18 protein-coding genes are annotated in these 19842 nt (G+C 38.8%); 8 read left to right on the top strand and 10 right to left on the bottom strand.

Annotation, left to right across the window (positions count from 1 at the left end; translation table 11 throughout):
- Window positions 1-11 precede the first annotated feature (11 nt).
- Entirely contained in the window at window positions 12-815 is an 804-nt protein-coding gene (locus tag Q0X77_RS07195) for a 1-acyl-sn-glycerol-3-phosphate acyltransferase (RefSeq protein ID WP_297795196.1), read from the top strand.
- On the opposite strand, the gene Q0X77_RS07190 is transcribed toward Q0X77_RS07195, so the two are convergent.
- The 4 genes from Q0X77_RS07190 to xerD form a co-directional block, all read right to left on the bottom strand.
- A complete protein-coding gene (locus tag Q0X77_RS07190; RefSeq protein ID WP_297795193.1) occupies window positions 812-1456 on the bottom strand; it encodes a hypothetical protein in 645 nt (214 codons plus the stop codon). The two genes, Q0X77_RS07195 and Q0X77_RS07190, sit on opposite strands and share 4 nt — an antisense overlap.
- A gap of 4 nt (window positions 1457-1460) precedes the next feature.
- On the bottom strand, window positions 1461-1955 hold the full coding sequence (locus Q0X77_RS07185; RefSeq protein WP_297795190.1) for a sigma-70 family RNA polymerase sigma factor: 495 nt from the start codon (window positions 1953-1955) through the stop codon (window positions 1461-1463).
- Between the two features lie 131 nt (window positions 1956-2086).
- Window positions 2087-3511: an amidohydrolase gene (locus Q0X77_RS07180; protein ID WP_297795187.1), complete on the bottom strand. Its 1425-nt coding sequence runs from the start codon at window positions 3509-3511 to the stop codon at window positions 2087-2089.
- Between the two features lie 89 nt (window positions 3512-3600).
- The gene (gene xerD / locus Q0X77_RS07175; RefSeq protein ID WP_297795184.1) at window positions 3601-4500 is read right to left on the bottom strand and encodes a site-specific tyrosine recombinase XerD; all 900 of its coding nucleotides are present in this window, start codon (window positions 4498-4500) and stop codon (window positions 3601-3603) included.
- A gap of 133 nt (window positions 4501-4633) precedes the next feature.
- On the opposite strand from xerD, the gene aroQ reads away from it, so the two are divergent.
- Window positions 4634-5047 (top strand): type II 3-dehydroquinate dehydratase, encoded by a 414-nt coding sequence (aroQ, locus tag Q0X77_RS07170; protein WP_297795181.1) that lies wholly within the window; start codon window positions 4634-4636, stop codon window positions 5045-5047.
- On the opposite strand, the gene Q0X77_RS07165 is transcribed toward aroQ, so the two are convergent.
- The 5 genes from Q0X77_RS07165 to Q0X77_RS07145 all read right to left on the bottom strand — a co-directional run bounded on the left by Q0X77_RS07165 (window position 5042) and on the right by Q0X77_RS07145 (window position 8599).
- The gene (locus tag Q0X77_RS07165; RefSeq protein ID WP_297795178.1) at window positions 5042-5329 is read right to left on the bottom strand and encodes a DUF3817 domain-containing protein; all 288 of its coding nucleotides are present in this window, start codon (window positions 5327-5329) and stop codon (window positions 5042-5044) included. The genes aroQ and Q0X77_RS07165 overlap by 6 nt on opposite strands.
- Window positions 5330-5352: 23 nt before the next feature.
- A complete protein-coding gene (gene lpdA / locus Q0X77_RS07160; protein WP_297795176.1) occupies window positions 5353-6744 on the bottom strand; it encodes a dihydrolipoyl dehydrogenase in 1392 nt (463 codons plus the stop codon).
- A gap of 87 nt (window positions 6745-6831) precedes the next feature.
- Entirely contained in the window at window positions 6832-7359 is a 528-nt protein-coding gene (locus tag Q0X77_RS07155) for a DUF1572 family protein (protein ID WP_297795173.1), read from the bottom strand.
- 50 nt (window positions 7360-7409) lie between these two features.
- Window positions 7410-7910, bottom strand: a complete 501-nt coding sequence (msrB, locus tag Q0X77_RS07150) for a peptide-methionine (R)-S-oxide reductase MsrB (RefSeq protein WP_297795170.1) — start codon at window positions 7908-7910, stop codon at window positions 7410-7412.
- 131 nt (window positions 7911-8041) lie between these two features.
- Window positions 8042-8599 carry a collagen-like protein gene (locus Q0X77_RS07145; protein ID WP_297795167.1) on the bottom strand — a complete coding sequence of 186 codons (558 nt, stop codon included), beginning with the start codon at window positions 8597-8599 and terminating at the stop codon, window positions 8042-8044.
- 204 nt (window positions 8600-8803) lie between these two features.
- On the opposite strand from Q0X77_RS07145, the gene Q0X77_RS07140 reads away from it, so the two are divergent.
- The 6 genes from Q0X77_RS07140 to Q0X77_RS07115 all read left to right on the top strand — a co-directional run bounded on the left by Q0X77_RS07140 (window position 8804) and on the right by Q0X77_RS07115 (window position 19031).
- Window positions 8804-10744, top strand: coding sequence for an alpha-1,4-glucan--maltose-1-phosphate maltosyltransferase (locus Q0X77_RS07140; RefSeq protein WP_297795165.1), 1941 nt, complete (start codon window positions 8804-8806; stop codon window positions 10742-10744).
- A 2-nt stretch (window positions 10745-10746) separates the two neighbouring features.
- On the top strand, window positions 10747-12381 hold the full coding sequence (locus Q0X77_RS07135) for a trehalose synthase (protein WP_297795162.1): 1635 nt from the start codon (window positions 10747-10749) through the stop codon (window positions 12379-12381).
- Window positions 12382-12391: 10 nt separating this feature from the next.
- A complete protein-coding gene (glgB, locus tag Q0X77_RS07130; RefSeq protein ID WP_297795233.1) occupies window positions 12392-14287 on the top strand; it encodes a 1,4-alpha-glucan branching protein GlgB in 1896 nt (631 codons plus the stop codon).
- A gap of 100 nt (window positions 14288-14387) precedes the next feature.
- Entirely contained in the window at window positions 14388-16787 is a 2400-nt protein-coding gene (locus Q0X77_RS07125; RefSeq protein WP_297795159.1) for a glycoside hydrolase family 31 protein, read from the top strand.
- Between the two features lie 33 nt (window positions 16788-16820).
- The gene (locus Q0X77_RS07120; RefSeq protein WP_297795158.1) at window positions 16821-17636 is read left to right on the top strand and encodes a M48 family metallopeptidase; all 816 of its coding nucleotides are present in this window, start codon (window positions 16821-16823) and stop codon (window positions 17634-17636) included.
- A gap of 72 nt (window positions 17637-17708) precedes the next feature.
- Entirely contained in the window at window positions 17709-19031 is a 1323-nt protein-coding gene (locus tag Q0X77_RS07115) for an MFS transporter (RefSeq protein WP_297795156.1), read from the top strand.
- Between the two features lie 44 nt (window positions 19032-19075).
- Here Q0X77_RS07115 and Q0X77_RS07110 read toward each other — a convergent pair whose 3' ends face one another.
- Window positions 19076-19807, bottom strand: a complete 732-nt coding sequence (locus tag Q0X77_RS07110; protein WP_297795154.1) for a head GIN domain-containing protein — start codon at window positions 19805-19807, stop codon at window positions 19076-19078.
- Window positions 19808-19842: the final 35 nt, after the last annotated feature.

Below are 19842 nucleotides of genomic sequence, written 5' to 3'. Positions count from 1 at the left end.
TTTTGTAGACTATGAGTTTATTTAAGGAGAATCCTTTCGGACATATTTTATTTATCAAGTTGTGGATAATCCGCACTCTCGGGCTTGTTACACATCAACGTTATAAAGGTTTTAACACCCTGGAAATTGAAGGCTCAGAAATAATACGCAATCTACCAGACCAGAATGTATTATTTGTGAGCAATCACCAGACTTATTTTGCCGATGTAGTTGCAATGTTCCACGTATTTAACGCCAGTTTACATGGCCGCGATGATTCCATAAAAAATATTGGGTATTTATGGAGGCCTAAGTTGAATATTTACTACGTAGCGGCTGCAGAGACCATGCGTAAAAGTTTGCTCACTAAAATTTTCGCTTATGTGGGTTCTGTAAGTATAGAACGAACGTGGCGTGCAGAAGGAAAAGATGTCAACCGCCAGGTAAAAATGAGTGATATTTCCAATATAGGTAAGGCCTTGAATGATGGATGGGTAATTACCTTTCCGCAAGGCACAACGACTCCTTGGAAACCATTGCGAAAGGGCACCGCGCATATTATTAAGAGGTATAAGCCTGTTGTGGTTCCTGTGGTCATAGATGGTTTTAGAAGGTCATTCGACAAAAAAGGGCTGCTCATAAAGAAAAAAGGAATACTTCAATCAATGGTGATAAAAGAACCTTTGGAGATAGATTATGAAAATGAGTCTATCGAATCAATTATTGAAAAATTGGAATATGCCATCGAACAGCATCCTTCATTCCTAAAAGTAATTCCTGAGAAAGAATTAATGGCCTACGAAGAAAAGAATAAACAACGCAGATGGCGAAGTTAAACTTCCAACTGTTTTAACTCGTTGTAATTTTTTCTAAGTCTGCTTAACAATATTCCGTAAAGTAGTTTGTAAAATAACCAGATAAGCACAAGGACTATTGCTATTGCTAATAAGATCATGCCAACGAGCATAACCCAGAAAAGTGTTTCATTACCTGCCCTGGCGGCCGCTTCGGCTATTTCCTGACTATTCACACCATGTTTCAGATTTCCATACAGGCTTACAATTAAATAGGCAACAAAAATTCCAATATTAAACCAGACATATTGGCTAACTGTTTTCTTGACATCCAATATGGTCTTCATCAATTTTTTTGAAGATTCGGTAAGGGATATGCGTTTATAGTTGGTGTAAAATTTATAGATAAAATAGATTAATACTATATAATTAATAATCGTAAGCGTAGTCGTGATTTCATATATGTGCCAGGTTTTTTCGAGCTCCAGGGATTCTTTGCTGTAGGATAATAAGTTAAGAACCGCCCAAAAGACAAACTCAATGATACTTATATAAAAGATCCATTTAACCGTTGAAGATGATTTCTTTTTAATCATCTTATAGATTTCGTCATAGGACAATTTAGGGTGTTGTTCTTCCCGTTTTTGCCAATCCTTTTTCAATAATTCTAATTCATCCATCATAATCTTAAGGATTAAGTATGGTTCGTAGTTTATTTTTAACACGGTTCATTTTTACCCGTGCATTCACTTCACTTATTCCAAGTGCTTCAGATATTTCACGATAATCCTTATCCTCTAAATATAGGAATACCAATGCTTTATCGATATCACCCAGTTGCCGTACTGCTTTATACATTAACTGTAATTGTTGTTCTTCAGTTGGATCATATTCATCAGATTTAATTCGAAAAATCACCGAATCATAATCCTGAGTTTTTATGTTCTTTTTCGATTTCCGATACATGGTTATAGCCGTGTTCAAGGCCACTCGGTACATCCATGTGCTGAATTTTGAATCTCCTCTGAATTTCGGGTATGCTTTCCATAATTGAATCGTTATTTCCTGAAAAAGATCATTGTGGGCATCCCTGTTTGTCGTGTACAAAGTACACACCTTGTGAACAATATTCTGATTGTTCTCAAGTTCAGTAACAAATTTGTGCTCCAGCTCTTTGTTCACGTTAGGTTGGTAGTTACTTAAATATTAGTAGTGAATATTTCAGAAATGTTACAGATGAGGTAATTAATATCTGAGCTATTGGTATATGGAAATGTCAATTGCATTAAATCAGAAAAGCTTTATCAGTTCAGTTATTTTCTATAATCCAGTGCTGGTGGCCTGTCCCCTAACAAGGGTATATATTCAAAATCTGCACCCCTGCGCTCAACAAATTCTTCTTTTGCCTTATTGATGAGATCCTTATCTGCCATAAGATCAATGGCGGTCAATGCAAGAGTTTTTGCTGCCACCATCATCCCTTTTTGACCTATACCGGTTCCTCCCGCTGCAACAGCCTGCCAGCTGTGTGCCGGAGTCCCGGGAACCCAGGTCGCAGAACTCATGCCTGCAGTGGGCACTGTAAAACTTACATCCCCCACATCCGTAGAACCGAAAGGGATAGCCTCCGTTTGATAAGGCTGAATGATTTTTGCGGTTTCCTGGTCGGCCTTATCATATCCCATGGTTTTCGCTATCTTATCTGCAAAAACAATTTCCTCAGGGGTATAGGTTATGCCGTTTACTTTGGTAAGATTATCGTGCATTAACTTTTGTATCGTCAGATTGGGCAATAGTTCATGGGTTCCTCCTATTAATTCATAATCCATGGTGGTTCCGGTACCGATTGCCGCGCCTTTCGCAGCATTTTCTATTCGATCAAAAATTTCGAGCACCACATCTCTTTTCGCATGACGGGCATAGTAGTAAACTTCAGCAAAATCCGGAACTACATTGGGTGCTTTACCACCTTGGGTAATAACATAGTGGATCCTTGCTTTTTCGGGGACATGTTCCCGCATCATATTTACCATTAGGTTCATGGCTTCCACACCATCCAGTGCAGAACGCCCTTTTTCGGGCGAAGCCGCAGCATGTGCAGAAATCCCGTAAAATCTGAACTTCGCAGACTTATTGGCCAGTGCAGCACCGGCATTTGCTTCATTCTTTGCATTTGGATGCCAATGCAAAGCAACATCAACGTCCTTAAATAATCCATCACGGACCATATATACTTTCCCGGAACCACCTTCTTCGGCCGGACAACCATAAAAACGAATGGTTCCCTGAGTATTCGTAGCTGTCATCCATTCCTTTACCGCGATTGCTGCAGCCGCAGAAGCAGTTCCAAAAAGGTGATGCCCACATCCGTGACCGGCAGCTAAACCCGCTGAGGATTTTTCCGGAACGGCTTTTTGTGAAAGTCCCGGTAAAGCGTCATATTCTCCAAGGACAGCAATTACCGGGGCACCGCTTCCATATTCGGCTATAAAAGCCGTTGGAATGGACGCGGCTCCTTTTTTAATGCTAAAACCGGCATTGGCCAGCGTCTTTTGAAGCAATGCAGCACTCTTTTCTTCCATATACCCCATTTCCGCATATTCCCATATAGTTTGGGCTACAGTTCCAAAATCTTCAGATCGTTCATCGAGTTGCAGTAATACATCAGCTTTTGTTTTCTGAGCGATAAGCATATTTAAACTCAATAAAATAATGCTACTAAGAATTAATTTGTTCATATTTTAAGAATTCTGTTTTCCCGATAAATATAATCAAACCCCTTTCTTGCCGGTTACTTAAATTTAAAAAAGGCAATGTAAATCGAGGATTAATTTTGTCTTGGGTGGTATTTATTAACTACTTCTGCCAGATGTGTACGGTCTACATGCATGTATACTTCCGTAGTGGTAATGCTTTCGTGACCCAGCATTTGCTGAATGGCCCTAAGGTCGGCCCCATTCTTTAACAAGTGGGTGGCAAATGAATGTCTGAAGGTATGTGGACTAATGTTTTTTGAAAGATTAATCTTGATGGCAAGTTGCTTTATGATGGTAAAAAGCATTGCCCTGCTAAGTTGTTTACCCCTCCTGTTTAAAAACAAAATATCCTCGTACCCCTTTTGAATATTTTGATGATTACGGACTTCTTTTTGATAAATTGAAATATACTTTTTATTTACGTTGCTAATAGGTACAAAACGCTGCTTATCTCCTTTTCCAGTGACTTTAATAAAATCTTCTTCAAAGAACAGATCAGATATCCTGAGTCCGATTAGTTCGGAAACTCTTAGTCCACATCCATAGAGAGTTTCTAACATGGCCCTGTTCCTTTCTCCCTCCGGGGCGGATAAGTCAATGGCTTGTATTAGCTTATTTATTTCCTCCGTGGAAAGGGTGTCTGGTAGTTTGCGGCCAATTTTCGGGGATTCTATCAGATCCAAAGGCGTATCTTTTCGGTAATCCTCAAAAACTAAATAGTTAAAAAAGCTTTTAAGCCCAGAAATTATGCGCGCCTGTGACCTGGGACCTACTTCTTTTGCAATTTCATAAATAAAAAGTTGCAATGTTTCACGGTCCAGGGAATCAGGAGTTTCTTCTATTCCCTTTTCTTCAAGGAATAATCTGAGTTTTTCTACATCTCTAAGATAATTGCTGATGGAATTAGCAGCTAAACCACGTTCAATCTTCAAATAGTATTCATAATCTGTTTGGGCCTGCTTCCAATTCATACCATAAAGATATTGCTTGTTTCACATAATTTGAAGTTTTCAATTCTTTTATCAATCTAATTTAGATCTGCAATTGACCCAAGTAGCAGTTTAATCACTTTTTTAGTACTTTACATTTTACTACTTTTAGCCTATGAAAATTATAATAATTAACGGGCCAAATCTTAATCTTCTGGGAAAAAGAGAACCAGAAATTTATGGTGGCAAAACCTTTGAATCATACTTTGGTGATTTACAGTCCAAATTCAAGGATTTGGAATTAGAATATTACCAGTCTAATATAGAAGGGGAACTAATAGATAAAATCCAGGAGGTTGGCTTTACCTATGATGGGATAATCTTAAACGCTGCCGCTTATACGCATACATCTGTAGGTTTGGGGGATGCTGTTAAGGCTGTTAATACACCGGTCGTTGAAGTTCATATCTCTAATACTTACAAACGTGAGGCCTTCAGGCATAAGTCCTATATTTCTTCATGTTCTAAAGGGGTTATCCTTGGTTTTGGATTGAAAAGTTATGAATTGGCAATCTGGAGTTTTTTATGAAGCTGAAAGTGGTTTCAGGTAATGCCGATCCATATAGAATGTGCCAAAGGGCAATAGAGAAGCCAATACCAACATAATTCCTTTTTTAGGGGCAATTTTTTTATCCACTGCAAAAAATACGGCCAAAATTATATAGGCAATAAATAGAAATCCGTGTACATATCCAATGTAAATATTGGGTTCAGTAATGTTTGCCCAATACTTCAAGGGCATACTAAAGCTAAATAGGAGCAAATAAGAAATACCTTCTAATATTGCACTAATACGAAATGTTTTGAGCATTAAAGTCTGTTAGATTTTCTGTGTTAAAGATGAATAACCTCACCATAGGCTTCGGCCACTGCCTCCATTACCGCCTCACTCATTGTAGGGTGTGGATGTACAGCCTTCAGGATTTCATGTCCTGTAGTCTCTAACTTACGTGCTACCACGGCCTCTGCAATCATATCTGTTACCCCGGCACCAATCATATGACATCCTAACCATTCACCATATTTTGCGTCAAAAATGACCTTAACAAAACCATCGGAATTTCCCGAAGCTTTTGCCTTGCCACTTGCCGAGAAAGGGAATTTACCAACTTTTATTTCATAGCCTTTTTCTATCGCTTGTTTCTCCGTGAGTCCAACGGATGCAACTTCCGGCATGCAATAGGTGCAGCCCGGAATATTGCCATAATCCAAGGGTTCTACATGCATCCCTGCTATCTTTTCCACACAAAGGATACCTTCGGCAGAAGCAACATGCGCCAGGGCCTGACCGGGAGTAACATCCCCAATGGCATAATAACCAGGAATGTTGGTTGAGTAGAAATCATTGACAAGTATTTTATCCCTGTCCGTAGCGATACCCACTTCTTCGAGTCCTATATTTTCAATATTTGATTTTATACCTACAGCAGAAAGTACAATATCAGCCTCCAGGATTTCTTCTCCTTTGGCCGTTTTTACAGTAGCTTTAACGCCATCACCGGAGGTATCTACATGGGTAACTTCGGATGAGGTTTTAATTTTGACACCTGCTTTTTTGAAACTTCGTTCAAGTTGTTTGGATACATCTTCATCTTCCACAGGAACAATAGTCGGTAAAAATTCGACTACGGTGACTTCGGTCCCCATAGCATTATAGAAATAAGCAAATTCTATCCCTATAGCTCCGCTTCCAACGACTATCATTTTTTTGGGTTGTTTCTCCAAAGTCATTGCCTTTCGGTAACCAATAATTTTCTTGCCGTCCTGAGGTAAAGCGGGTAGTTCCCTGCTTCTGGCACCTGTAGCAATTATTATATGGTCCGCGCTGTGCTCTGTGTCTTTGCCTTCAGCGTCTGTTACAACCACCTTTTTTCCGGGGGCTAACTTTCCAAAACCATTAATAACGTCAATTTTATTTTTCTTCATGAGGAATTGAACGCCTTTGCTCATCCCATCAGCTACATTTCTGCTTCGTTTTACTACCGCTTCAAAATCCTTATCAGCTCCTTCTACTTTTAACCCGTAATCTTCGGCATGCTGTAAATATTCAAATACCTGTGCAGATTTCAATAGTGCTTTGGTAGGGATGCATCCCCAATTTAAACATACACCACCCAGATTCTCTTTTTCTACAATAGCAGTTTTAAACCCAAGTTGCGATGCTCTTATGGCGGTAACATAACCTCCTGGTCCACTCCCTAAAACAATAATATCGAATTTGCTCATTCCAGTATTTTTTGTGATTCAGATTTATGAGATCGCAAAGTTACAAAACCAAATTGAAAGCTTTTAAACTTCATCAAGAATCTTAATTTAACCCTTGAACTTAGATTTATTGTAGGCCTCTGATTGGCCTTTTGGTATAGAAAGAGAAACCCAGCTTTTACCCTTTATAGTCTTCCCAATGAGAACTATTTGACCAACGTGATAGGAATAATGGGCCAGTTGTCTGTTTAAGGCCTCGATAAGCGTGTGGGGTTCATTCCTTATTTTTATTTTATTTTCAAAATTCTCAGAGTTTACTTGTTGAATGGCCTTAAAAAAACAATTCCAGCCGGTTTCCCAGGCTGTTAGCATTTCTTTTTTTGTTTTGTAAGACGCTTCAAATTCCGAGTCCCTGTTGCGCCAAATCTTTTCACCATCTTCCGTTAGAAAGTTAGTCCACCTGCTCAGCATATTTCCCGATAAGTGTTTTACAACAACCGCGATACTGTTACCGGAACTCTCATACTTCCAATGAATATCCGATTCATTCAGTTGGATAAATGTTTTATCACCAAGGGATTTATACCGCTGGCTTTCAAATAGAATACTTTTAAGGTAATCTGCGGGTAAATTCATCAATTTGGTTATGGTGCTAAGCCCTTCATTATAGGTAGAGTGTTGCAGTTCTATTTCTCTGCGGGTACAAAACGCAGGGCGGCTCCGTTTATGCAATGCCTTAATCCGGTAGTTTCCCGGGGACCATCTTCAAAAACATGCCCAAGATGCCCTCCACAAACTGCACAGTGCTCTTCGGTCCTTTTATAGCCTATTTTGTAATCTACATCATAGGCCACATTACCTTTAATTTCCTTGTCGAAACTTGGCCATCCTGTCCCTGAATCAAATTTGTCTTCGCTTCTGAACAAAGCCGTACCACAGCCGGCGCAGACATATGTACCAGATTCTTTATTGTTTAATAAATTGCTGGAACCCGCATTTTCCGTACCTGCTTTTCTGAGCACGTAAAATTGCATATCCGTAAGTTCCTTACGCCATTCTTCTTCAGATTTTGCAACTTTAAAAGTTTCCGTTTTGTTCTCTGCTTCTGTTGTTTCTTTTTCTTTTTCCTGAGAAACTCCTTTGCACCCCAGAGATAGCAAAAGGATAATCCATACATAATTCTTCATAACAATCAATTTTTTCTTTTTCTATTTTCTTTGACGATTTCAAACCTAAATCCTTTCAAAGTTAAGGATTAGTATATAAAAAAATCCCCACAATTTAATTGCGGGGATAATTTTTCCTAGATCAAATTATGTTAATCCAACTGTACTCTGTTAATATCTATTTCTCTTACATTCAAACTGCTCATAACTTCATTAATATTAGAAGTATCCATTTTAGAACTTTGGGCGAATTCTGCAGGGACAATGGCAATTCTGAATACCTGGTTATCCGTATCTCCCGGACTAAGTGTGCCAAGGTCAAAGTCTGACTCCAGAAAGACACTTACATCCAAAAAAGTAAAGTCATAATTATACTGCAATAACCCCTGGTCTAAAATACGTGTTTGAGGTAATAACCTCCAGATATCAAGGGGTTCGCCATTACCGTCTTCGGCTACGTCCCAAAGAAGGTATACTAAAACAACGTCCGATTCAAAAACTTCTACAGTTTGCGGAAATTCATAAAGTAAAAAATAGTCATTGCCAGCGTCAAAAGTACCTTCTATTTCCAGGACTTGTCCAAGTATGTTTACGCCGTCAATACCGTCTACTCCATCAAATCCGGGAGGTCCCGGAGGTCCAGTCGGTCCTTCACAAGAGAAAAAAATAAGCGTTAAAAATGCGACAGATAGTAGTTTAATTGTTTTCATAATTGATTATGTTTTAAGATTATTGTTTTAAATATTTTAATTAATTCGATTAAATTCTAAAGATTCTCCTAACCTCAAAACAAAAAGCGTTCCAAAAATGGAATAAACCTATTGGATAATCATCTAATTCCATAAAAATTGGGGCTTTGGACCAAACTATTTCAGATTATTTCATATTTTTAACGCCAACCCTAGAAAGAAAGTATGAAGTTAAGACAACAACGTGTGGTGATTGAAAATATTACTCCACAGCTCCATTGCGGGGCTTTTTTTGTTAAGCGGGTAGTTGGAGAGTCTGTTATGGTTTATGCGGATGTCTTAGGAGACGGTCATGATATTATTCAGGCAGAGCTGCAATACAAGCATGAAAACGAGAGAAATTATAGCTCCATACGTATGGAAGACCTGGTTAATGATGTTTACAGGGCTTCCTTTAAAGTTCTAAAACAAGGATTTTATACCTACAGGGTTTCTGCCTGGGTAGATCATGCGCAAAACTGGCAACATGGAATAGAGGCAAAATTAAAGGATAATCAACGCGTAAACAGCGAGTTGCTCGACGGGGTCCGGCATTTAGAATACCTATCAAAAAAAGTTGGTGCTTCAGACAAGAAGTATATACAGGATGTAATAGAATCCTTTAAAAACAAGGATTTATATGCGAAAGCAGTTAAAGAAGCAGTTTCAGAAAAACTTCATGAATTGTTTGTTGAAAATCCAAATCGTGTTTTAGCCAATACAAGTGCGGAGTTGCAGGTATATGTAGACAGATTAAAGGCTAATTTCAGTACCTGGTATGAATTTTTTCCAAGGTCTTCATCCCCGGTGGAAGGGAAACATGGCACATTTAAAGATTGTGAGCACATTCTGCCTAAAATAGCTGAAATGGGTTTTGATGTCCTTTATTTTCCTCCAATACATCCCATAGGTGAAGTCAACAGAAAGGGTAAGAATAATGTAACCAATGCCGCGGAAGGAGATTCGGGCGTACCATGGGCAATAGGTTCTAAATTAGGAGGTCATAAGGAAATTCATCCGGAATTAGGTACAGAAAAAGACCTTCAAAGTCTCATAAAAAAAGCCAAAGAACTCAATCTTGAGGTCGCTCTGGATTTAGCTTTTCAGGCAGCTCCTGATCATCCCTATATAACAAGTAATCCTGAATGGTTTAGAAAAAGACCGGATGGAACCATGCAATATGCCGAGAATCCCCCGAAGAAATATCAGGACATTGTCAACTTCTATTTTGAGTCTAAAGCTTATAAGGAATTATGGTCAGAACTTTTGGATGTCACCCTGAAGTGGGTTAAACTGGGAGTACAAATATTCCGGGTGGATAATCCGCATACCAAGCCCTACTATTTTTGGAATTGGTTGATATCCGAGGTCAAAAAGAAACATCCCGATGTACTTTTTTTAGCAGAAGCTTTTTCCAGGCCTAAGGTTATGCAGCAATTGGCCAAGCAGGGTTTTTCACAGTCTTATACCTATTTTACCTGGCGGGTACATAAGCACGAGCTCATGGAATATATGACCGAGCTTACCCAGACAGAAATGAAGGAGTATTATCGTCCAAATTTCTGGCCTAACACTCCCGATATTAACCCCTATCATTTGCAAGGTGCAAATGAAGCCATGCATATTACACGCTATGCCCTGGCGGCTACCCTTTGTGGTAATATTGGGATCTATGGTCCTGTTTTTGAATATATGCTTTCTGATGCCCTACCCGGAAAAGAGGAGTATCTTAACTCTGAAAAGTATGAAGTACGATTCTGGGATTGGTCCATTAAGAATAAACTCACGCTTATAATTACACGCTTAAACCAGGCCAGGAAGCATCATAAGGCATTGCAACAAACCAACAATATCAGGTTTTGCAGAATAGATAATGAACAGCTCATAGCCTTTTATAAATGGAATGATGATAAAACAGATGAAGTATTGGTGATTATCAATCTCGATTCTCACTATTCACAGCGAGGAATGTTACAGCTTCCCCTGGATGAATTATCTCATGACATTAGTCATGGAATTACTATGCATGATGTTGTCACTGACAATAGTTATCTTTGGTATGATGAGTGGAACTTTGTAGAATTACATCCAGCCTTACCATTTCATTTATTTCATCTTAAAAAGTAGAAATGTCCAAGAAGAAACAAGAAGCCATACTCCAGCCTCCCTACTCATTTAATGCGTCTTGGGAAAATTTATTGGAGGATAAAAACTTTTTAAAAGTCTTTCTTTCCGATGTTCTTGAAGCCTATGTAGTAAAACAACGCTGGTATGGGGGTAAAGCAAGTAAGCTGAAGTATATTGAGCTCCAGGAGTATTTCCGTATACAACAGAAAGGCGAAGTATACTATGGTTTATTAATTGAAGTTAATTTTGAAGAAGCTTTTTATCAGCATTACTTTCTGCCAATCGCATTTGTTACAGATGAGAATTTTGCCGAAAAAGACAGGATTCTTCCTCTTAGTATCAATGGACAGGAAGGTTTTATAATAGATGCCATAAACCTTGAGGCTTTTAGAAAATTAGTTTTTGAGCGAATTGTTAATGCAGAACCAAATGATACGACTCGGGTAAGGTATCATAAAAGCGCGGATTTTCATGATACAACTTATGAATCCTCGCGTTTTATGGGTCTTGAACAGAGCAATACCTCGGTAATTATTAATGACAAATCCGTTATTAAGTTTTTCAGAAGAATTTATGCTGATAAAAATCCCGATTATGAAATGAGTCAGTTCCTTTCGGAGCGAAAAGGCTACAAGAATACACCGGCTTATCAGGGTAATATCAGTATAATGGATTCTGATAATGTTAATATTACAATTGCTTTAATGCAGGAGTTAGTACCAAATCAGGGGGATGCTTGGGATTTTATGTTGAAAGAGTTACATAAAATTTTCAGTAACCTTGAATATAAGAATATAAACGTTCATCAGCTGCCTCAAACAGAATTGTTTGAACGGCTGAATATAAGAGATGTGCCACCAGAGATTATTGATTGGGCAGGATTGAATATTTTCCTGAAGTTACAGGTACTTGCCCAAAGAACGGCAGAAATGCATATAGCTCTGGGCTCAGAATTTGAAGATACGGCATTTACACCCACTCATTTCAATGGGGACTATGAGGTGTGGTTAAAGAACAGATTATTATACCAGTTTCAAAATAGGTTAAATACGGTTGAAAATAACCTCCATCGTTTGGAAGGGCTATCGCGGGAATTGGCTTCGGAATTCTTAGAGCGGAAAAATGAGATCAGAAAACGATTTGTAAATTTTGACTGGACCAAACTCAAGGGCGAAAGGATAAGGGTACATGGAGATTATCACCTTGGGCAAGTTCTGGTTAAGGACGATGATTTTTATTTGCTTGATTTTGAAGGGGAACCGGAGAGTACCATTAGAGACAGGAAGGTGAAACAACCCCCATTAAAGGATATTGCAGGTATTTTCAGGTCATTTCATTACGCAGTTTATGCAACTATTTTCAATCATATGGAGGATTATGCATTCTCACAGGATGATCTTTTTCTTGCGGGAGAAATTCTCTATCGTTACTTCATTGGCGTTTTTCTTGAAACCTATGCAAGTCTGATTCAGGAACATAATATTAATATTGGTTACCGCCAGGAACGAATCTTTCTTTTAAAGTATTGTATGCTCGAAAAGGCGGTTTACGAATTGGGGTATGAAATGAATTCAAGACCCAGGTGGGCGGTAATTCCTTTACAGGGGATTATGAATATTATTAATGAAACCAACTAACAACAAAAATATGGGCAATGTAATACCCTATAGCTTATTAACGGATTTTGATATTAATTTATTTAAAGCAGGAAAGCATTATCGGCTTTATAAACACCTGGGATCGCATCCCCTTAAAGTTAAGGGCAAAAAAGGAACCTATTTTGCCGTTTGGGCACCTACGGCCAAGTCTGTCTCGGTAATTGGGGATTTTAATTATTGGGTGGAAGGAGAGCATCAGCTTAATGTGAGATGGGATGAAAGCGGAATTTGGGAAGGTTTTATACCCGGAGTAGAGCAAGGTGCTTTGTACAAATACAAAATACATTCACATAATAACGATATTAAGACGGAGAAAGCAGACCCTTTTGCCAGATATTGTCAGCATCCACCAAATACGGCATCAGTGGTATGGGACGATTCCTATAAATGGAAGGACAAAAAATGGATGGATACCCGCGAAACCAAGAACAATCTGGACAAACCGTATTCCGTATATGAAGTACATCTGGGATCATGGAAACGCACTGATGATAATAAATTTATGTCTTATGTGGATTTGGCAGATGATCTCGTAAAATATTTAAAAGACATGAATTTTACACATGTAGAATTTATGCCGATTATGGAGTACCCATACGACCCTTCATGGGGTTACCAGCTTACAGGCTATTTTGCACCAACTTCAAGATTTGGCAAACCGGAAGATTTTAAACTCCTGGTAGATAAACTGCATCAAAATGACATTGGTGTTATTTTGGATTGGGTACCTTCACATTTTCCTGAAGATGCGCATGGATTAGGGTTTTTTGACGGATCTTGTCTTTATGAGAATCCCGATAAAAGAAAAGGATATCACCCGGATTGGAAAAGTTTGATATTCAATTACGGCAGAAACGAGGTAAGGGCTTTTCTAATTAGCAATGCTAACTTTTGGTTAGACCAATATCATGCAGATGGTCTTCGTGTAGATGCGGTTGCCTCGATGCTTTATCTGGATTATTCACGTGAAGAAGGGGAGTGGGAACCGAATATTTATGGCAATAATGAGAATCTTGAAGCAATATCTTTTATCCGGGAACTTAATCAGGAGGTATACAGCAGTTTCAAAGGGATTCAAACTATAGCAGAAGAATCTACATCCTTCTCTATGGTTTCCAAGCCAGTAAGTATAGGAGGTTTGGGATTTGGAATGAAATGGATGATGGGATGGATGCATGATACCCTGGAATACTTTAAAAAAGAACCTATTTACAGAAGGCATCATCAGAATGATCTGACATTTAGCATGACCTATGCCTTTACAGAAAATTTTATGTTGCCATTTTCACACGACGAGGTGGTTTATGGAAAGCAGTCCTTATTGTATAGAATGCCGGGCGATGAATGGCAAAGATTCGCCAATCTCCGATTGCTCTATGGTTATATGTTTACTCATCCGGGTGCTAACCTCATTTTTATGGGAGCTGAGTTTGGACAATCTTCTGAATGGAATTTTGAGCAAAGTCTGGATTGGCATTTGCTGCAATATGATCTTCACTCGGGAATACAGGAGCTGGTAAAAGATCTAAATAAACTATATCGCACATCGCCTGCTTTATATGAAAAACAATTCAGTCCGGAAGGATTTCAGTGGATAGATTATGGAGATTATGAAAATTCTGTACTCACTTATATCCGCAGTGGTCACGACCCGAAAAAAGACCTAATAGTGGCCTGTAACTTTACTCCTGTTCCAAGGGAAGGATACCGGATAGGAATGCCAAAAAAAGGTGCGATTAAAGAGGTTTTTAACAGCGATGCCAAAAAATATGGTGGAAGTGGAAGTAAAAATACCGGTATAAAAGTTTCCAAAACCCCCTGGCATGGTCATAAAACTTCTATTGAAATTACAATTCCTCCACTTGGAATGGTAGTTTTCCAATAATTATGGCTAACTATAACGTTATAGTTTATAATTGGTCATAAGATCGTTTTAATTTTAAAAGTTAAAGTCTTTTTTTTGTGGGTCTTTTAAAATACCCTTTATGATTACCAATACAGAATTAGAATACAAAGGAAATTTATACCCCAATAAGATAATAGCATTTAAGCGGGATTCAGATAAATTTTATTTTAGCTCCGAGAATGGTGTTATTCTGGAAATAACCGTACTGCGCAATAGTGCCATTCGCTTCAGATATGCAACCGAAGAGGTTTTTCAACCAGATTTCTCATATGCTATTAGTCCGGATGCTAGCAGGGGCTACAATAAACTTGAATCTAAAGAAACCAAAACAGAATATCTCATTATTACGTCTAAGATCCAGGTATTGATCGATAAAAAGACGATGCGAACCCAGATTTCGGACCTGGAGGGAAATATTATCAATGAGGACGAATTAGGCTTTCATTGGGAAGAGAATTACGAATATGGGGGCAATTCTGTAAAAATGAGTAAAATCACTCAACCGGCCGAAAGCTTTTACGGCATGGGTGATAAAGCTACACACTCTAACTTAAAAGGGAAAAGAGTGCACAATTGGGTAACGGATTCATATGCATACACCAAAGATCAGGACCCCTTATATAAGGCCATTCCTTTTTATATAGGTCTCCATAATAATATTGCTTATGGGATATTTTTCGATAATACATTTCGGACACATTTTGATTTTGCGCACGAACGAAGAAATATAACGAGTTTCTGGGCAGATGGCGGAGAGATGAATTATTACTTTTTTTATGGTCCCGAAATGTCAAAAGTAGTTGGTGATTATACCGATTTAACGGGGACACCGGAAATGCCACCATTATGGGCATTGGGATTTCATCAGTCCAAATGGAGTTACTACCCGGAGAGTGCAGTAAGGAAAATAGCTGCTAATTTCAGAGCCCTTAAAATACCTTGTGATGCCATCTATCTGGATATTGATTATATGGATGGATTTCGATGTTTTACATGGGATAAGAAAAAATTTCCGGATCCAAAAGCCATGATAGATGATTTGAACGAGGATGGCTTTAAAACCGTTGTGATGATAGATCCGGGTATTAAGGTAGATAAAGACTATTGGGTATATAAGGAAGGAATTGAAAATGACTATTTCTGCAAAAGGGGAGATGGACCCCTGATGAGAGGCAAGGTTTGGCCCGGGGAATGTAGTTTTCCTGATTTTACTAACCCAAAGGTTAGAGAATGGTGGGCAGGCCTTTATAAAGAGCTTATGTCTGAAACCGGGGCACATGCAGTATGGAATGATATGAATGAACCGGCAATTATGGAAGTACCGTCTAAAACAGCACCTTTGGACACCAGACATGATTTTGACGGCCACCCATGTAGCCATAGAAAGGCCCACAATATTTATGGTACACAGATGGTAAGGGCTACTTATGAAGGAGTAAAGAAATATGTGTATCCCAAACGACCATTTGTTATTACAAGAGCAGCCTATGCCGGCGCACAGCGTTATTGTTCCACATGGACAGGTGATAACGTAGCAACCTGGGAGCATTTATGGATCGCCAATGTACAGGTTCAGAGAATGTGTATGAGTGGGATGTCATTTGTTGGTTCAGATATAGGAGGATTTGCTGAACAACCCAATGGTGAACTTTTTGCCAGATGGATTCAACTCGGTATCTTTCATCCCTTTTTCAGAGTCCATTCCAGTGGAGATCACGGGGATCAGGAACCCTGGTCCTTTGATAAAGAAGTGACGAAAATAGTAAAAAAGTTTATTGAATTAAGATACCAGCTTCTTCCTTACCTGTATACGATGTTCTGGAAGTATTCCAGGGAAAACATACCCATGCTAAAACCCCTGGTTTATTTTGATCAGGAAGACCTGCAAACACATTTCAGGACGGATGAGTTTATCTTCGGTGATCATATCTTAGTATGTCCGGTGCAGGAGCCTAATGCCCAGGGCAGAAGAATGTATATCCCAAAGGGTAAATGGCATAATTATTGGTCTGGAGAAGTTATAGAAGGGGGAATGGAGAAATGGGTAGATGCTGATATTGATAAGATTCCTATTTTTATAAAAGAAGGTGCAATTATTCCAAAATATCCTGTTCAACAATACGTAGGGGAAAAAGAAATAGAAGAATTGATACTTGAGGTATACTTCAAATATGGAATCGAAAAATCAGCTGTTTATGAGGATGCACAGGATGGTTATGATTACACTAAAGGTAGTTATAGTCTCCGAAACTTTAAATTGAACGGGAAGGAAAATGAATTAATTATTCAGCAGTTTAAAAATGGGACATTTACTACCTCCTACAATACATTTAAATTAAACTTAATTGATCTTCCCTTTAAAATAAAGGAGATAGAAATAGACAATGAAATAGTACCCCTTAAAGAGGTTAAACTTAATGGTAGTAATACAATACACGTGACAAAGGAATTTACAGAATTACATATTATAGGTAAATAAAATTTTGTAATATTCTACTTAAATTTTATCAAGATGAGCACTAAAAAGATTATTCTGGTTACCGCATTATTCCTTGGAATAGCTTCTTGTAAGGTAAATCCGTTTACCGGTCAAAAAGTGCTGAACTTCTATCCCAACAGTCAGATTTTCCCAATGGCATTTGCCCAATATGATGATTTTCTTGGTCAAAATGACGTTCTTGAAAACTCCACAGAGGCAAAGATGATTACAAAAGTGGGACAACGAATTTCTTCTGCTGCTGAAAGATGGTTATCAGCCAATGGGTATCCCGGGTATCTTAAGGACTATCGTTGGGAATACAATTTGGTAAAAGACACAACAATCAACGCCTGGTGTATGCCGGGAGGTAAGATCGTCTTCTATACGGGTATTCTTCCTATTTGCAGCGGAGAAACAGGAGTCGCAGTAGTAATGGGGCATGAAGTTGCACATGCCTTAGCAGACCACGGGGCGCAGCGCATGAGCGCCGGGACCTTACAGCAAATTGGAGCTGTAGCAGGAAATATTGCCATACAGGACTCAAAAACAAGGAATATGTTTAATCAGGCCTATGGTATAGGTTCCACTGTGGGACTTATGTTGCCTTTTAGCCGAAGTCATGAAACCGAGGCAGATAGAATAGGTCTTCAGATTATGGCCATCGCAGGATATAATCCCGACGAGGCCGCAGAATTGTGGAAACGTATGAAAGTAGCCGCAGGAGGGGCGGCACCACCGGAGTTCTTAAGTACGCACCCTTCCAATGATACCAGAATTGCCAACCTAACCCAATGGGCTCCATTGGCAAAACAGGAAGCGCAGAAGTTTGGGGTAACTTCCTTTCAATAGGATGATTTAAATTGTGATTTCCCTAATAGTTGTATCTTCGGAGTGGTTCATCCAGAACAGCTTATTTTATAAATGGCTAGAACTTTTGCAATAAAGGGAAGTAAAAAACTATTAAATGCATGGGCATTTTATGATTGGGCTAATTCTGTGTATAGCCTGGTTATTGCGTCTGCTATTTTTCCAATTTTTTACGGTGCTCTATTCCGAATAGCTGAAATTGAAAAAGTATCTGTTTTTGGGGGTGAAATTGCCAGGGCCCCATTGATAAGTTATCTCACTTCTGCAGCTTTTTTATTCATTGCTTTAATCACACCACTCATATCGGGTATTGCCGATTATCTGGGCAATAAGAAAATCTTTATGAAATTCTTTTGTTACCTGGGCGCGATCTCCTGTATGGGACTATACTGGTTTTCATTGGAAAATATATATTTCGGTCTGGTTTGCTACTTTTTTAGCCTGGTCGGCTTCTGGGTGAGTTTCGCTATTAATAATTCCTATTTACCCGACATAGCCTTTCCCGAACAACAGGATAGCATAAGTGCCAAAGGATTCTCACTGGGCTATATTGGAAGCGTAATATTACTTTTATTCAACCTTGCTATGGTAATGAAACCGGAAATCTTTGGCATTGAAAACGACGCAGCTGAAGTAGCCGAGATAAAGGCAATGAAATATTCGTTCGTTAGCGTGGGTATTTGGTGGATTTTATTCAGTCAGTATACCTTCTATCACCTGCCAACCGGGATTAAGCGCAGTGGGAAACGCAGTAATATAATATTCAATGGATTTAAGGAATTAAAAGGGGTATGGCATCAATTGGGAAACGAGGTAAAATTAAAACGTTTTTTGATAGCCTTTTTTGTATACAGTATGGCTGTACAAACCGTAATGTTGATTGCTACCTATTTTGGAGAACAGGAAATAAACTGGGGTTCAGATAATGAGCGTACAACGGGATTAATTGTAAGTATACTGCTTATACAACTTGTTGCAATCTTTGGTGCCACTATAACCGCAAAGGCTTCAAGAAGATTTGGAAACATTGAGACACTCATGGTAATAAATATTCTTTGGGTTCTGATATGTATTTATGCCTATTTTATAATAACACCAACAGATTTCTATATTGCTGCCGGTTTTGTGGGAATTGTTATGGGCGGTATCCAGGCCTTATCCAGGTCTACTTACTCCAAATTCATCCCGAAAACAACCGATACTGCATCCTTTTTTAGTTTTTATGATGTTGCAGAAAAACTGGGGATTGTAATTGGCACTTTCTTATATGGATTTATTGCGCAATATACCGGGAGTATGCGAAACGCAACTATATTTCTCGGGCTGTTTTTTCTTAGTGGGTTATTTTTACTGACCAGGGTAAATAAAAAACCCTGATGTTTCCACCAGGGTATTCTACTTCTTCGTTTTTTGATCGTTTACTAACCTTCTGTTACATCTCCAGATCCGGAAGTTTTACTATCTATCTTTTTCGGATCCCCTCTATAATGTATATCTCCTGAACCCGATACTCTGGCTTTCAGCATTTCTTTTGCTGTTACCCTAATATCTGCAGACCCCGAAATACTTGCATCTACGGTATCCGCTATAAGGTCATATGCTTTCACGTCACCGGAGCCCGAAATTTGAACATCAAATAATTCGGTTGTGCCGCTTAGATTGATATCGCCCGAACCAGACATTGATGCTTTTACTGTTTTAGACTCAACATCCAGAGTAATGTCACCGGAGCCCGACATTCTTGTGCTGAAATTTGTAGCAGAAATGGTTTTCTTTCCTAGGATATCCCCGGATCCGGACAAGGAAACAGCATCAACACTTTCTATGGGAACAGTTACATAAATGCCACCATCTTTTTTCCAGGACGAAGGCTGAAGGTTATAACCTTTTTTTACTTTGATCACCAATTTACCCTCTTTTACTTCCGTTTTAATATGTTCGAGCAAATTTTCTTCTCCCTCGATACTTATCCTGCCCTCTTTCCCTTCTACAAGAATTACATCAAACCATCCCGACACCGCAATCGCATCGTATTCGCCGGTAGACCTTTCAATTGTAACGACATTACCGTTTCCTTTTATTTTCTTTCCCCACTGTGCATTGGTAAGGGCGATTGTGAATAGCGTCAGGGTTAGGGTTAATATTTTTTTCATAATAGTATGTTTAAGTTATTAGTGTTTATATAATG

The organism is uncultured Eudoraea sp. (genome assembly GCF_947258925.1).
Taxonomy (GTDB): Bacteria; Bacteroidota; Bacteroidia; order Flavobacteriales; family Flavobacteriaceae; genus Eudoraea.
This window is presented reverse-complemented; position numbering and strand designations above follow the sequence as displayed.

What these genes read in the sequence shown, in the direction of transcription:
- Q0X77_RS07180 (WP_297795187.1), bottom strand. Translation starts at nt 3,511, where the DNA reads ATGAACAAATTAATTCTTAGTAGCATTATTTTATTGAGTTTAAATATG.
- Q0X77_RS07190 (WP_297795193.1), bottom strand. Translation starts at nt 1,456, where the DNA reads ATGATGGATGAATTAGAATTATTGAAAAAGGATTGGCAAAAACGGGAA.
- Q0X77_RS07195 (WP_297795196.1), top strand. Translation starts at nt 12, where the DNA reads ATGAGTTTATTTAAGGAGAATCCTTTCGGACATATTTTATTTATCAAG.
- glgB (WP_297795233.1), top strand. Translation starts at nt 12,392, where the DNA reads ATGGGCAATGTAATACCCTATAGCTTATTAACGGATTTTGATATTAAT.
- Q0X77_RS07145 (WP_297795167.1), bottom strand. Translation starts at nt 8,599, where the DNA reads ATGAAAACAATTAAACTACTATCTGTCGCATTTTTAACGCTTATTTTT.
- Q0X77_RS07155 (WP_297795173.1), bottom strand. Translation starts at nt 7,359, where the DNA reads ATGAATTTACCCGCAGATTACCTTAAAAGTATTCTATTTGAAAGCCAG.
- msrB (WP_297795170.1), bottom strand. Translation starts at nt 7,910, where the DNA reads ATGAAGAATTATGTATGGATTATCCTTTTGCTATCTCTGGGGTGCAAA.
- lpdA (WP_297795176.1), bottom strand. Translation starts at nt 6,744, where the DNA reads ATGAGCAAATTCGATATTATTGTTTTAGGGAGTGGACCAGGAGGTTAT.
- aroQ (WP_297795181.1), top strand. Translation starts at nt 4,634, where the DNA reads ATGAAAATTATAATAATTAACGGGCCAAATCTTAATCTTCTGGGAAAA.
- Q0X77_RS07110 (WP_297795154.1), bottom strand. Translation starts at nt 19,807, where the DNA reads ATGAAAAAAATATTAACCCTAACCCTGACGCTATTCACAATCGCCCTT.
- Q0X77_RS07135 (WP_297795162.1), top strand. Translation starts at nt 10,747, where the DNA reads ATGTCCAAGAAGAAACAAGAAGCCATACTCCAGCCTCCCTACTCATTT.
- Q0X77_RS07120 (WP_297795158.1), top strand. Translation starts at nt 16,821, where the DNA reads ATGAGCACTAAAAAGATTATTCTGGTTACCGCATTATTCCTTGGAATA.
- Q0X77_RS07165 (WP_297795178.1), bottom strand. Translation starts at nt 5,329, where the DNA reads ATGCTCAAAACATTTCGTATTAGTGCAATATTAGAAGGTATTTCTTAT.
- Q0X77_RS07140 (WP_297795165.1), top strand. Translation starts at nt 8,804, where the DNA reads ATGAAGTTAAGACAACAACGTGTGGTGATTGAAAATATTACTCCACAG.
- Q0X77_RS07115 (WP_297795156.1), top strand. Translation starts at nt 17,709, where the DNA reads ATGGCTAGAACTTTTGCAATAAAGGGAAGTAAAAAACTATTAAATGCA.
- Q0X77_RS07125 (WP_297795159.1), top strand. Translation starts at nt 14,388, where the DNA reads ATGATTACCAATACAGAATTAGAATACAAAGGAAATTTATACCCCAAT.
- xerD (WP_297795184.1), bottom strand. Translation starts at nt 4,500, where the DNA reads ATGAATTGGAAGCAGGCCCAAACAGATTATGAATACTATTTGAAGATT.